At 59.4% G+C, this 13,334-nt stretch carries 15 protein-coding genes and 1 other RNA gene; 3 read left to right on the top strand and 13 right to left on the bottom strand.

The features are described 5' to 3' along the window. The 5 genes from ruvB to ruvC all read right to left on the bottom strand — a co-directional run bounded on the left by ruvB (window position 1) and on the right by ruvC (window position 2,977). Window positions 1–1,041 (bottom strand): Holliday junction branch migration DNA helicase RuvB, encoded by a 1,041-nt coding sequence (gene ruvB, locus ACTJK5_RS01325; RefSeq protein ID WP_062427945.1) that lies wholly within the window; start codon window positions 1,039–1,041, stop codon window positions 1–3. Beyond that, complete coding sequence (locus tag ACTJK5_RS01320; protein ID WP_335322141.1) at window positions 1,038–1,442, bottom strand: PIN domain-containing protein; 405 nt, start codon at window positions 1,440–1,442, stop codon at window positions 1,038–1,040. Before ACTJK5_RS01320 ends, ruvB begins: the two co-directional genes overlap by 4 nt. Beyond that, on the bottom strand, window positions 1,439–1,720 hold the full coding sequence (locus ACTJK5_RS01315; protein ID WP_062439812.1) for an AbrB/MazE/SpoVT family DNA-binding domain-containing protein: 282 nt from the start codon (window positions 1,718–1,720) through the stop codon (window positions 1,439–1,441). Before ACTJK5_RS01315 ends, ACTJK5_RS01320 begins: the two co-directional genes overlap by 4 nt. A 75-nt stretch (window positions 1,721–1,795) precedes the next feature. Next, window positions 1,796–2,413, bottom strand: coding sequence for a Holliday junction branch migration protein RuvA (ruvA, locus tag ACTJK5_RS01310; protein WP_111849624.1), 618 nt, complete (start codon window positions 2,411–2,413; stop codon window positions 1,796–1,798). Between the two features lie 51 nt (window positions 2,414–2,464). Continuing rightward, complete coding sequence (gene ruvC, locus ACTJK5_RS01305; protein ID WP_062427941.1) at window positions 2,465–2,977, bottom strand: crossover junction endodeoxyribonuclease RuvC; 513 nt, start codon at window positions 2,975–2,977, stop codon at window positions 2,465–2,467. A gap of 211 nt (window positions 2,978–3,188) precedes the next feature. Here ruvC and ACTJK5_RS01300 point away from each other — a divergent pair, with 211 nt between their 5' ends. Next, a complete protein-coding gene (locus tag ACTJK5_RS01300; protein WP_440611679.1) occupies window positions 3,189–4,190 on the top strand; it encodes an LLM class flavin-dependent oxidoreductase in 1,002 nt (333 codons plus the stop codon). 133 nt (window positions 4,191–4,323) lie between these two features. On the opposite strand, the gene ACTJK5_RS01295 is transcribed toward ACTJK5_RS01300, so the two are convergent. Continuing rightward, entirely contained in the window at window positions 4,324–5,070 is a 747-nt protein-coding gene (locus tag ACTJK5_RS01295) for a YebC/PmpR family DNA-binding transcriptional regulator (protein ID WP_062427939.1), read from the bottom strand. A 205-nt stretch (window positions 5,071–5,275) separates the two neighbouring features. On the opposite strand from ACTJK5_RS01295, the gene ACTJK5_RS01290 reads away from it, so the two are divergent. Then, window positions 5,276–5,779, top strand: coding sequence for a pyridoxamine 5'-phosphate oxidase family protein (locus tag ACTJK5_RS01290; RefSeq protein WP_062439797.1), 504 nt, complete (start codon window positions 5,276–5,278; stop codon window positions 5,777–5,779). A 91-nt stretch (window positions 5,780–5,870) separates the two neighbouring features. Here ACTJK5_RS01290 and ACTJK5_RS01285 read toward each other — a convergent pair whose 3' ends face one another. The 7 genes from ACTJK5_RS01285 to ACTJK5_RS01255 form a co-directional block, all read right to left on the bottom strand. After that, window positions 5,871–6,710, bottom strand: coding sequence for an MBL fold metallo-hydrolase (locus tag ACTJK5_RS01285; protein WP_440611678.1), 840 nt, complete (start codon window positions 6,708–6,710; stop codon window positions 5,871–5,873). A 309-nt stretch (window positions 6,711–7,019) separates the two neighbouring features. Then, on the bottom strand, window positions 7,020–7,844 hold the full coding sequence (locus ACTJK5_RS01280) for a TIGR00282 family metallophosphoesterase (protein WP_062439795.1): 825 nt from the start codon (window positions 7,842–7,844) through the stop codon (window positions 7,020–7,022). Next, window positions 7,841–8,437: a 5-formyltetrahydrofolate cyclo-ligase gene (locus ACTJK5_RS01275; RefSeq protein ID WP_440611677.1), complete on the bottom strand. Its 597-nt coding sequence runs from the start codon at window positions 8,435–8,437 to the stop codon at window positions 7,841–7,843. The genes ACTJK5_RS01280 and ACTJK5_RS01275 overlap by 4 nt, the downstream gene beginning before the upstream one ends. Next, complete coding sequence (locus ACTJK5_RS01270) at window positions 8,437–9,699, bottom strand: hemolysin family protein (RefSeq protein WP_062427934.1); 1,263 nt, start codon at window positions 9,697–9,699, stop codon at window positions 8,437–8,439. The genes ACTJK5_RS01275 and ACTJK5_RS01270 overlap by 1 nt, the downstream gene beginning before the upstream one ends. A 277-nt stretch (window positions 9,700–9,976) precedes the next feature. Beyond that, window positions 9,977–10,134: non-coding RNA, 6S RNA (ssrS, locus tag ACTJK5_RS01265), on the bottom strand. A 78-nt stretch (window positions 10,135–10,212) separates the two neighbouring features. Then, a complete protein-coding gene (locus tag ACTJK5_RS01260) occupies window positions 10,213–10,590 on the bottom strand; it encodes a cell division protein ZapA (RefSeq protein ID WP_113227385.1) in 378 nt (125 codons plus the stop codon). A gap of 12 nt (window positions 10,591–10,602) precedes the next feature. Further along, on the bottom strand, window positions 10,603–10,875 hold the full coding sequence (locus ACTJK5_RS01255; RefSeq protein ID WP_062427932.1) for a DUF4164 domain-containing protein: 273 nt from the start codon (window positions 10,873–10,875) through the stop codon (window positions 10,603–10,605). 388 nt (window positions 10,876–11,263) lie between these two features. Between ACTJK5_RS01255 and tkt the strand changes: the two genes are divergently transcribed. Further along, window positions 11,264–13,246: a transketolase gene (tkt, locus tag ACTJK5_RS01250; protein WP_113271629.1), complete on the top strand. Its 1,983-nt coding sequence runs from the start codon at window positions 11,264–11,266 to the stop codon at window positions 13,244–13,246. Window positions 13,247–13,334: the final 88 nt, after the last annotated feature.

The following is a 13,334-nucleotide window of genomic DNA, read 5'->3' as shown; positions in this document are numbered from 1 at the left end:
TTACTCGTCCTCGAGAGATAGGCGAAACTGCGCCGCTTCCAGATCCTTAGGCGGCTGCATACCGAGATGCTTCCACGCTGTCGCGGTCAAAATACGGCCACGCGGCGTTCTCTGGATAAATCCCTGCTGGATCATATAGGGCTCGATGATATCTTCGATCGCGTCGCGTGGCTCGGAGAGACCGGCTGCTATGGTTTCAATACCGACTGGCCCGCCGCCGAAATTCATCGCGATCATCGTCAGATAGCGCATATCCAGCTGATCGAGACCCATATTGTCGACCAAAAGCCGCGTCAGCGCCTGATCGGCAATTTCGCGGGTCACGGCTTCGGCGCGGGCCACTTCGGCAAAGTCGCGCACGCGGCGTAGCAGGCGCCCGGCAATACGCGGCGTCCCACGCGCGCGGCGCGCAACTTCGCGCGCGCCCTCATCCGTCATCGGCAACCCCATCAACCGCGCACCACGGCGCACGATCAGCTCCAACTCATCCACCGTGTAGAAAGACAGCCGCACCGGAATGCCGAAACGGTCGCGCAAAGGCGTCGTCAAAAGGCCAAGGCGCGTGGTGGCGGCAACGAGGGTAAATTTCGACAGATCGATCTTTACCGAGCGTGCTGCTGGCCCCTCGCCAATGATCAGATCAAGCTGAAAGTCTTCCATCGCCGGATAGAGGATTTCCTCCACCGCCGGGCTCAGCCGGTGGATTTCGTCGATGAACAGAACGTCGCGCTCTTCAAGGTTCGTCAAAAGCGCTGCAAGATCGCCCGCCTTGGCGATAACCGGGCCGGAGGTGGACTTGAAGTTAACCCCAAGCTCCTTCGCCATGATTTGCGCCAGCGTCGTCTTGCCGAGGCCTGGCGGTCCGACGAAGAGCACATGATCCAACGCCTCGCCACGGTTTTTTGCCGCCTCGATGAAAATCTTCAGATTGGCGCGCGCCTCCGCCTGGCCGGTAAAATCATCCAGCGTCTGCGGGCGCAGCGTCGTGTCGATATCCTCGCCGCGCTTCTCGGAAGAAATCAGCCGTGCAGCCTCACTCATGTCAAAAGTTCCATTCCGGGTATTTTTCGCGCTGCCTTGATGTCGAAGGTATAAATCGTTTTGCAGCCTTCGCCGAGCGACTGACACGCGATAAGCGCGTCCGTGAAGTCGGCATTATGGCGCTCAACCAGACGGACGGCTTTGACGACCTTATCGTGTCCTTCAACGACCAAACCCCTCGTGTGCAGCAACTTGCGAATGGCCAAGCTGATCTGTCGTCGATCGAAACCGTATTGTGACTTCAAAGCCCAACTGAGCTCGATCAGAGTGAGAAGCGTTACGAAGACAGTGTAGTCGCGGCCAATCCCTGCTCCGAAACGCAGTGCTGCGTCCCGTTGGCCTGGCTCATCATCAACGAAAAGACGAAGAACGACGTTCGTATCCACGCCATAGACCATCATGCAGCGGCATCCGCCTGATCATCATCGGTATCGACGACGTTATGGCCTGCAGCCTTGCTGACGGTCTCGTCTATTTCTTCCAAGGTGGCACGGCCCTTGGGAGGCTTACCTAAAAGGCCAGCGAGATCATTGAAATCAACATTCTTTGGCGTCAGCACCACTTCGCCATCGATGATGGAGTAGACGACCTGATCACCGGGCCTGAGGTCGAGCGCTTCACGCATGTCTTTCGGCAACGTCACCTGCCCCTTCGACGAAACGACAACTTCCCATCCCATTATGAGCACCCGTAAAAAAAAACTTCATATGGCGGAAATCTTATCATTCATCCGCCAGAAACACAAATGCACGATTTATCGCGAAAGCTCCTTCAAACCCAGCCTAATCAGCTTGGCGCTGTCTCCCCCCTCACCACCATTCTTCAAGGCGGCGGCCACGGCGTTGGCAGCCTGATCGCGCGAATAGCCGAGATTGGTCAAAGCCGAGACGGCATCGGCCACAGGCGCGGGCGCCGCGCCTTCGCCGATCTCCTGCTTGAGACCGATGGCACCTGCCGCTTCTCCGGCAAAAGCAGGCGCCTTGTTGCGCAATTCGGTGACGATGCGGATCGCAACCTTCGGGCCAACGCCGGGTGCGCGGGAGACAACAGCCTTGTCCTGCAGTGCAATAGCGTTGGCGAGTTCGGAAGGCGAGAGGGTGGAGAGAACCGCAAGCGCCACCTTGGAGCCCACACCCTGCACGCTCTGCAACAGATTGAACCACTCGCGCTCAAGAGCGCTCATGAAGCCGAAAAGCTTCAACTGGTCCTCGCGCACATAGGTCTCGATGAATAGCACCACAGCCTCGCCCGCGGAACCAAGCCTGGACAGAGTGCGCGCCGAACAATGCGCCACGTAGCAGACGCCATGAACGTCAACGAGAACGTAGTCGTCGCCGATTTCCTCTATGGTGCCTTTGAGTTTGCCGATCATGGTCACGTCCGTGATATTTGAGAAAGAGGTGAAAAGCCGAAGAACGCCCGCTTAGCCCGCAGCAAGAAGCCGGCGCATCCGGTCGCCCCCGCGGTTGTGCGCGTGGCAGATGGCAATCGCCAGGGCATCGGCGGCGTCATTACCCTTGAACTCGGCCTTTGGCATCAGGATTTTCAGCATCATGTGGATCTGCTGCTTTTCACCATGCCCCACACCGATCACCGCCTTCTTCACGGCATTCGGCGCATATTCGGATACGGGCAGGCCAGCGCGGGCGGGGACGAGCATGGCAATGCCACGCGCCTGGCCAAGCTTCAGGGTCGCCACCGCGTCCTTGTTGACGAAGGTTTGCTCCACCGCCGCCTCATCCGGCTGATAGGAATGAACGACATCCGCCAGCCCGTCATGCAACTGACAAAGGCGCGAAGCGAGGTCCATGTCGCCATCCGACGTTACCGTGCCGGACGCCACGAAACGCAGGCTGTTGCCGATCGTCTCAATGACGCCCCAGCCCGTACGCCTTAAGCCCGGATCAATGCCGATAATTCGAATCGCGTTTTGCATGTCTCACCCTATCGTCTGGTCAGGAAACCTGCCAGCCATAAGTGAACAAAACAAAAACATTCGATGAGAAAATGCGCCGCGCCAGCGGATCGCCATCCACGCTCAGGCCGTCAGTTTTTTTGAACCATGGATCAATTCGCTGCGACGAGGATGGCAAACACGACGCCACACATTAAATAAGGTCCTAAATAAAGGCCGGAAGGAGCATGCCATGATTCCCTTTTCCATTCTCGATCTATCGCCGATTGGCGATGGGGAGAACGCAAGCCAGGCGCTCGACAATTCGCGCCGCATGGCGATCAAGGCGGAGGAACACGGCTATGAGCGTTTCTGGCTGGCCGAGCATCACGGCATGCCGGGTATCGCAAGTGCCGCCACATCGATCGTGATTGCCCATGTGGGTGCTGCAACCTCACGCATCCGCGTCGGCTCGGGCGGCGTCATGCTGCCCAACCACTCGCCACTGGTGATCGCTGAACAGTTCGGCACGCTTGCCGCTCTTCTGCCGGGTCGTGTCGATCTCGGACTTGGCCGCGCACCCGGAACGGATATGCGCACCGCGCGCGCGCTTCGCCGCAATCTCGATGCCGGGGCCGAAAACTTCCCGCATGATATTGTCGAGCTTCAGCGCTATCTCGGCGCGCCCGAACCGGATCAGGCGATCCTTGCCGTGCCGGGCGTGAACTCGAACGTGCCGATCTGGCTGCTGGGCTCCAGCATCTACAGCGCGCATCTGGCCGCAGCCCTTGGCCTGCCCTATTCCTTCGCCTCGCATTTCGCGCCGGATATGCTGATGGATGCAATCGCCATCTACCGCGAGCGCTTCCAGCCTTCTGCTACGCTCTCGGAGCCCTATGTCATGGTGGGCATCATGGGCGTCGGTGCGGATACGGATGAGGAAGCCCGTCATCTGTTCACATCGGCCCAGCAGCAATTCGTCAATCTGCGCAAGAACGTCCGCACGCCCTTCCCGCGGCCGGTCGAGAGCATGGACGGCTACTGGAACGACATGGAGCGCATCACCGTCGAACATACGCTGCGTTACGCCGCCGTAGGCTCACACGCGACCATCGATCGCAAACTCCAGCAGTTCCTGGGCGAGACCGGCGCGGATGAATTGATCGTCTCCATGCCAATCCACGACATCAACAAGCGGCTGCGGTCTGTCGAGGTTTTCGCCGAGGTACGGGAAGGTGTGAAAAAGGCGGCCTGAGCCGACTGTGTTCTAACACCCCTCTGCCACTATCATCATTGAAATTGAAAAAGGCCGGAGCAAATCCGGCCTTTTGTACTTAGGATTTGTCGCTTTCGATTGCCGTCCTCAAATCGAACGGAACCCGAGAGTATCAGGCTGACAGCTTCGCCATGACTTCTTCGGACACTTCGAAGTTCGAATAGACGTTCTGCACGTCGTCATCGTCTTCCAGGTTGTCGATCAGCTTCATCAGCGACTGCGCCTTTTCCTCATCCACCGGAACGGTGTTCTGCGGACGCCAGACAGCCTTGACGCTGTCGGCTTCGCCGAGGGTCGCTTCAAGCGCCTTGGAGACTTCGTTGATGTCTTCGAAGCCGCAGATGATCGTGTGGCCGTCTTCGCTGCTTTCCACGTCTTCGGCACCGGCTTCGATCGCCGCTTCCATTACCTTGTCCGCATCGCCAACCGAAGCCTTGTAGGTAATTTCGCCCACGCGGTCGAAGGAGAAGGAGACCGAACCGGTTTCGCCAAGTGCGCCGCCGGCCTTGGTGAAGATCGAGCGAATGTTGGATGCCGTGCGGTTGCGGTTGTCCGTCAGCGCTTCGACGATAACCGCCGTACCGCCGGGGCCGTAGCCCTCGTAGCGAACGGAATCGTAGTTTTCCGCATCCGCGCCGGACGCCTTCTTGATGGCGCGGTCGATATTGTCCTTCGGCATGGACTGCGCCTTGGCGTTCTGCACGGCCAGGCGAAGAGCAGCATTCATGGTCGGGTCCGGAAGACCGGACTTGGCTGCAACGGTGATTTCACGCGCAAGCTTGGAGAACATCTTCGAACGGATCGAATCCTGTTTCCCCTTGCGATGCATGATGTTCTTGAACTGTGAATGGCCAGCCATGGCACCCCTGATCGGATCGTTTGTTTGGATTGTGGGCCTTATAAGTGCGATGGCGCGGCTGTTCAAGCCCGTAACCCCCTTCTTCTCGCATCCACATGACAGCGCTGCAAGGAACAGAAATCCTCTCCCGCCGTTGTGATCACAGGCGGCGCGATCATGACCGGATCGCTGCCGGAAGGAACAGGAACCGCAAGGAGATCACTGAATGGTAAGTCTGACTGAAGCACGCGAACAACCCGCCCGTCAGCTTTGGGACGAGATTAATTCCGTCCATGCAGGCATGCTGGGTCTGGAAGGTCTCCACAACCACATGCAGCCCATGGCACCGCATGCCGACCCGAAGACCAACACCATCTGGTTCTTCTCCAAGAAGGATACCGACCTTGTTCAGTCGCTGAAGTCCGGTTCGCGTGCCCACTTCTGCGTCATCGGCAAGGATCATGATTACCACGCCTGCCTGTCCGGCAAGCTCGAAGTGCGCGATGACAAGACCAAGCTCGACGAATATTGGAACTCCGTCACCGCCGCCTGGTATGAGCACGGCAAGAGCGACCCGCAGCTCGTCATGCTGGCCCTCCACGTCGATGATGCCGATATCTGGGCCTCCACCGACAGCACGCTGAAATTCGGCTGGGAAATCGCCAAGGCCAACATGTCCGACGAAAAGATGCCGGATGTCGGCGTTCGTCAGCACCTGACCTTCGCCTGATCCTGATCTATACCTGTCTGGAAAAACGCCGTGCATCCTTGGGACGCGCGGCGTTTTTGCATCGATGTATGACTCATCTGCGCCAATGCGGCTACATACCCTGTGGCACGAGGATTTGCGGCTGCTTGGGAAGATTGCGCATCGAAACGCGGATCACCGGATCGCTGGCATAGGCAATCTTGAACTGCGGGCCGAAGGCGACGAGGAACCGCTCCAGCGCGCTCGGCTGGTGCATCGGCAGGATAAGCGCTGAACGCAGCCGTTTGACGATCCGGCCCATGCTGTCGGCGCCCATTGTCAACCCACCATCCACCGGCACCATCAGCACATCCAGCCTGCCGATCTCCGCATATTGGGTTTCCGTCAGCTCGTAATGCAGGTGCCCGAGATGGCCGATGCAAAGGCCCGCCACCTCGAAAATGAAGATCGAATTGCCGTCCTTCGTCAAAAGACCGCCGCCACCCCAGCGGTTGCGGATATCCGAGGTCACGTTGCGGATATAGACGTCGCCCACCTCCAGCTTGTGCACGGCCTTTTCACCAGGCACATCGCTCCAGCCATGCAGCACATATTTGATCTCGGGCTCTGGCGAGAGGGTGTAGTGCGTGGTGTGCGCATTGTTCATCGTCGCCACGGTCGGCATGACCGGCGGGCGATAAACGCCATTATAGTCGGTGGCGATCACCACACCTTCCGGCGAATCGATGGTGTAGGTCGAATGCCCGATATATTGGATCTTCACCTCTTCGCGGTCGCTCAACTGGGCCTTCTTGACATCGGTCGGCTTGAAGCTCGCAAACGTGACGCGGGGAAGCGCCTGCGCAATCGCCTGGCACTGGCTGACGGGCGGTCGATCGGGAGGCTCCTGCGCCGCGACAGACACGGCGCTGAACAGCATGGCGATCAATGCAGGCATGAACATGCGAGGCATGGCACCACTCCCCGGAAAGGCGAATGGACGAAAAGATGCGGCAAGGATGGGGGTTCGTCTAGGTATAAGCGTTGGGGCGCGCTCACATTGTTGTCATCCGGCGTTGGTGGATGGGGCTTTACCCCCCTCTGCCCTGCCGGGCATCTCCCCCTCAAGGGTGGAGATCGACTCGTGGCGAACGCTCGAACGTCTTCAACCTTGATGATGAAATGGGGAGCCTCCCTCTGGCCAATCTCCACCCTTGAGGGGGAGATGCCCGGCAGGGCAGAGGGGGGGTGACCCACAACCCCCAAATCCGCCCACAAACCATCAATTCCAAAACGCCGGCACAGTCTCCGCCAGTCTCGGTCCGATCCGCAAAGGCGCGATCTTCTCAGCCAACCCGGTGCTATCGGAAATCTCGACCCCAACGCCACACAGCGTCGCCGGACCACTCGCCGCCTCGAACCGCCCCTTCGGCATTTTCGAAATGAACCGGTTGATCGGCTCTTCCTTTTCCATGCCGAGCGAGGAATCGTAATCGCCGCACATGCCGGCATCCGACATATAGGCGGTTCCGCCGTTCAGGATCTGGGCGTCAGCGGTCGGCACATGCGTATGCGTGCCGACGACGAAGCTCGCGCGACCGTCGACGAAATGGCCGAAGCATTGCTTCTCGCTGGTCGCTTCCGCATGAAAATCGAAGATGATCGCGTCCGCCTGCTCCTTCAGCGGGCAGGCCGCCAGAATGCTCTCCGCCGAGCTGAAGGGATCATCCAGCTCAGGATGCATGAAGACGCGGCCCATGATGTTGGCAACCAGCACACGCGCGCCATTGCGGGCATAGAACAGGCCGGAACCCTTGCCGGGCGTACCCTTCGGGTAGTTGGCGGGCCGCAGGAACTGGTCGTGGCGCTCGCAGAATGACACCGCTTCCTTCTGGTCCCAGACATGGTTGCCGGTGGTGACGACATCCGCGCCGGCATTGATGGTTTCCAGATAGATGTCTTCGGTGATTCCGAAGCCGCCAGCGGCGTTCTCGCCATTGACGATGACGAAATCCAGTTTCAGGTCGGAGATCAGCCCCGGCAATTTTTCCCAGACGGCCGTGCGTCCGGTCTTGCCCACCATATCTCCGAGAAAAAGTAGTCTCATGCCCCTGCCCTGCCAGAAAAATGCCGCAAGCCGCTTTCGGTCAAAATTGCGTCCAGCGCAACGTCATGCGCTTCATCCGGCACTGATGGCACTTCCTGGCAATCGAATGCAATGCCTATCAACAGTGGTTCCAGTCCTTTTGCATGCAGGCGAGCAATGGCGCGGTCATAATGCCCGGCGCCATAGCCGATGCGCTGCCCGTGGCCATCGAAGGCGGAAAGCGGCACGAGCAGGATATCCGGGTCAAGGACGGCAGCGCTTTCATCCGGCCCGCTCGTACCGAAGCCCGTCTTCACCAGTTGGGCGTTGCGAGCGAAGGCGCGAAAGACGATGGTCTCGCGGTCGAGCATCACCGGAAGGCAAAGCGTGGCGCCCTTGTCGCGCAGGGCTTCCATCAGCGGCCGGGTATCGGCTTCGGAGCGTATCGGCATGAAACCGGAAACAATAGTCCCAGGGCTAAAGGACAGAGCCTGCGCACCCGACTGCGCCATCGCAAGACTTTTTGTCTGGCGGTCTTCAACGGAAAGAGCGTCCCGCTGGGCGAGACGCTCGAGACGCAATTGCGCTTTTGTCAGAGAACCGGCTTCGTTCATCACGCAGCCCGGCTGACCAGGACCTTGTCGATGCGGTGGCCGTCGAGATCGATGACCTCGAAGCGCCAGCCGTTGCGCGTGATGTGCTCGCCCAGTTCCGGCAGGCGGCGGAATTCGTCCAGCACCAGACCGGCGACGGTTTCGAATTCGGCATCCTCGTCGATCTGGAAGCCCATGCGATCGGCAAACTCATCGGCCGCCATCCAGCCGGCAACCAGGAAGCTGCCATCCTCGCGCTCCACCATCGCAGGCTCTTCGCCGTCATCCTCCTGGAAGGCACCGGTGATAGCCTCCAGAATGTCGCCGGAGCTGATGATGCCTTCGAAGTGGCCATATTCGTCATAGACGAGAACCATATGAACCGTGGAACGGCGCAGCGATTGGATCACGTCGACGGCGCTGGTGAGGTCGGAAACGACCGGCACTTCACGCAGCAGCTCGCGAATGTTGAGTTCCTTGCCGGACGCCAGCGCATCGAAGGCATCCTTGGCGAAGAGAACGCCGAGAATTTCATCCGAGGCACCGTTGCGCACCGGAAGGCGCGAACGCTGGGTGGCACGAAGCTGCTCGCGGATCTCCTCGGCGGTGTCCTCGATATCGACGACCTCCACATCGCGGCGCGGCGTCATCAGGCCGCGGGCGTTGCGGTCGGCGAGGCGCATGACGCTGGTGATCATCGCCGATTCCTCGGTTTCGATCACGCCAGCACTGTGCGCCTCGGCCAGAACCGTGCGGATTTCATCGTCTGTGACAGAGGCGTTTGATTCACCGCTATGACCGAGGAGGGCAAGCACGATCCTGCCCGACTTGTCGAGAAGCCAGACGACGGGCGCGCCGATTTTCGACAGGAACACCATGGCAGGCGCGACGCGGGCAGCGACCTTTTCAGCGTCGCGTAGCGCGATCTGCTTCGGCACGAGTTCGCCGACGATCAGCGACAGATAGGTAATGGCAACAACCACGACGCCGACGCCAAGCGCATCGGCGGCACGGTCCGGCACGCCCTGTTCAGCGAGCCAAAGCGTGAAGCGGGCACCAAGTGTGGCGCCGGAAAAGGCACCGGAAAGAACGCCGACCAGCGTAATGCCGATCTGCACGGTGGACAAAAACCGTCCGGGATTTTCAGAAAGATTGAGCGCCATCGTGGCGCCCTTGCTGCCTTGCGCGGCCAGCACTTTAAGTCTCGCCGGTCTGGAAGAGACGACAGCAAGCTCGGACATGGCGAGCACCCCGTTCAATACGGTGAGCAGGACCACGATCATAATTTCAGTAAACAAGTTTAGCTCTTTGGGCTGTTGAACGGCACGTCGCGGTTGCAACCGCATTCGCCTTGAGGACAGGCTGAACGGACATACCAATCCGAATAATAAAGATTTGTTCCACCAATGCAATGACAACATAGCGCCATTGCAAAGCTTTCATCGTAAAGCGGATAAAATAATCGTGGGCGTTACGTTCGAGCAGAAGGACGCGATTTGAAACCGAAGGTTTGTTGCCACGCCAGAAATGAGCACGGCAGCATAAGGCTAAAATGATAAAGTGCGTCCGCGACGACCGATGGATGTTTACGATCCTGGGTGCCTACAAACGTAGGTGGGCACCGTGTGTCCAGCCCCACGAGGCTGGCCAGGGACAGCTCCCTTTGGATCGAGTATGGCCCCAGGGATTGTGGTTCCTGTCGAGAAGCGCAGAACGCACGCTCTATATATGATGGATCGGTCCGTTTCGAAAGAGGCTATCGAAGACAATCTTGATAGCAGCCTACGGTCGCAAGCTCAATTGACCGAAGGTTTCGGTCTCTCCACCAGCTTCTCGGTAATGCCGTTGAGCCGCATGGCGAGATCGGAGATCGCGAGCACGATCTGCTCGTCGGCCTTCGCCTTGCTTTCGGCCATGCCGTCGCGGTTCTGCTGCAAGGTCGCCACCTGGTTTTCCAGCGCTTCGATCTTGCGCGACAACTCGGACATCTCGTCGGTGATCATGATGCCGGCCATGACGGTCAGCCTCAGATCGCCGATCTCGCCGAACTGGCTCTTCAGATGGCCGACATAGCGGTCGAAACGCGCTGCGAGATCGGTCAGGTGGTCTTCCTGCCCGGCTTCGCAGGCCATGCGATAGGCCTTGCCGTCGATCATCACGGTGACTTGAGCCATGCGGGCCTCCTCTTATCTGTCCAGTACGGCGCGGATGGTTTCCATGGCGGTCACCAGACGGCGCGAGACCTCGCGGTTCACCTCTTCCAGGCGATTGGCGCGGAACTGCGACTGGTCGAGCTCCTGGGCAAGACGGGCACGATCCACGTGCACGCGCTTGACCTCACCCTCCACCTCGGCACTTTCCCGCTGGCGCTCCAGGCGCATGTCGAGGGCGTTTTCAAGGCTGGTGATTGCGGAGCTGAGCTCCGACAGCGCGACTTGTATTGTTTTTTCCGCCGTCATCGTTTCTTCCAAACCGCATAAGCGGCAAGCCCGAATCGTTGCCGCCCGATGTCACTCAAGGCATTGATACGATATTACCCGTTTTGCGCCCGCGTCAATCAAACCAATACATTCAAGCACTTTGGGCTGTGGATGAATGCAAAGTCGCAAACATGGGCTTCACCATCCCTGCCTGATTATGGCCACAGCGCGGCGCGAAGCTTGCGCGAGATCGAATGTGGCCATGGGCGGCGAGCGAATCTTTTGATGCGAAACGATTTTTGTGACCGATCGAACCGCAACATCAGGCTGGATTTATTGACAGAGCCGCCCTACCTGCTATGGATCAACCCGCTTTTTGGATAGTTAGAACGACTATCTCCTTTCACCCGGAACAAACGGAAAAGCCATGATTTCTCGCGACAAACACGACCGGATGGCCAATGCAATCCGATTTCTTGCCATGGATGCTGTGGAGAAGGCCAATTCCGGCCACCCCGGCCTGCCGATGGGAGCAGCGGATGTCGCCACCGTTCTCTTTACCCGCTACCTGAAATTCGATCCCAAGGCGCCGCACTGGCCCGACCGCGACCGTTTCGTGCTGTCTGCCGGCCACGGCTCCATGCTGCTCTACTCGTGCCTGTATCTGACCGGCTACGAAGACATGACGATCGACGAGATCAAGCGCTTCCGCCAGCTCGGCTCCAAGACCGCCGGCCACCCGGAATATGGTCATGCCACCGGCATCGAAACCACCACCGGTCCTCTCGGCCAAGGCATTGCCAATGCTGTCGGCATGGCGATTGCCGAGCGCAAGCTGGAAGAAGAATTCGGCTCCGATCTGCAGAGCCATTATACTTACGTTCTGTGCGGCGACGGCTGCCTGATGGAAGGCATCAGCCATGAGGCGATCGCGCTTGCCGGCCATCTGCGCCTGAACAAGCTCGTGCTCTTCTGGGACAACAACAACATCACGATCGACGGCGCAGTCGGCCTGTCCGACTCCACCGACCAGATCGAACGCTTCAAGGCCGTTCACTGGCACACGATCGAGATCGACGGTCACGATCCGGAAGCGATTGCCGCGGCCATTGAAGAAGCCCACAAGTCGGATCGTCCGACGTTCATCGCCGCCAAGACCACGATCGGTTTCGGCGCGCCGAACAAGGCCGGCACCCACAAGGTACACGGCTCGCCGCTCGGTGCAGAAGAAATTGCCGCAACCCGCAAGCATCTGAACTGGGAAGCCGAACCCTTCGTCATCCCTGAAGACGTGCTCGACGCATGGCGTCTGGCAGGCCTGCGTTCCACCAAGACCCGCCAGGAGTGGGAAGCCCGCCTGGAAGCGATCGAGGGTGGGAAGAAGGCCGAGTTCAAGCGCCGTTTCGCCGGCGATCTGCCCGGCAACTTCGACAGCTCCATCGACGCCTTCAAGAAGAAGGTTGCGGCCAACAACCCGACGGTTGCCACCCGCAAGGCATCGGAAGATACACTCGAAGTCATCAACGGCGTTGTGCCGGAAATGCTCGGCGGCTCTGCCGACCTGACACCGTCCAACAACACCAAGACCAGCCAGATGGTGTCGATCACGCCGACCGACTTCTCCGGTCGCTACATGCATTACGGCATCCGCGAACACGGCATGGCCGCGGCCATGAACGGCATTTCGCTGCATGGCGGTCTCATCCCCTACTCCGGCGGCTTCCTGATCTTCTCGGACTATTGCCGTCCGTCGATCCGCCTTGCCGCACTGATGGGCATCCGCGTCGTTCATGTCCTGACGCATGACTCGATCGGCGTTGGCGAAGACGGCCCGACCCACCAGCCGGTGGAGCAGATCGCAGCACTTCGCGCCATTCCGAACCTTCTGGTCTTCCGCCCGGCAGACGAGACGGAAACGGCAGAAGCCTGGCAGCTTGCCCTGCATGAAAAGCATCGTCCCTCCGCACTGGCACTCACACGCCAGAACCTGACGCCGGCCCGCAAGGACTATGAGGAGAAGAACCTCGTTGCCTACGGTGCCTACGAACTGGTTTCGGCAAGCGATGCGAAGGTCTCGATCTTCGCCTCCGGCTCGGAAGTCGAGCTTGCGCTGAAGGCCGCCGCCACGCTTAAGGACAAGGGTATTTCCGCCCGCGTCGTGTCCGTGCCCTGCTTCGAACTCTTCAAGGAGCAGCCGGAAACCTATCGTCAGGCGATCATCGGCAACGCGCCGGTCAAGATCGCCGTCGAAGCGGCCATTCGCCAGGGCTGGGATTACTTCATCGGCAATGACGGCGCTTTCGTCGGCATGCAGTCCTTCGGTGCCTCCGCACCGGCCAAGGACCTCTTCCCACACTTCGGCATCACCGCGGAAGCGGTTGTCGCCGCAGCCGAAGAAAAGCTCGGCTGATCCCATTGGCCGAAGGTCAGGGCATCTTGCACGCCATGATCTTCGGTCGTCGACCGCCGCAAGCGGTGGAGCGCGCCTCACGCCTTCG

This window comes from Agrobacterium sp. 22094 (assembly GCF_052046015.1).
Classification (GTDB): domain Bacteria; phylum Pseudomonadota; class Alphaproteobacteria; order Rhizobiales; family Rhizobiaceae; genus Agrobacterium; species Agrobacterium cavarae.
The sequence above is the reverse complement of the archived record's forward strand: the minus strand, read 5'-3'. Positions and strand labels throughout refer to the sequence as shown.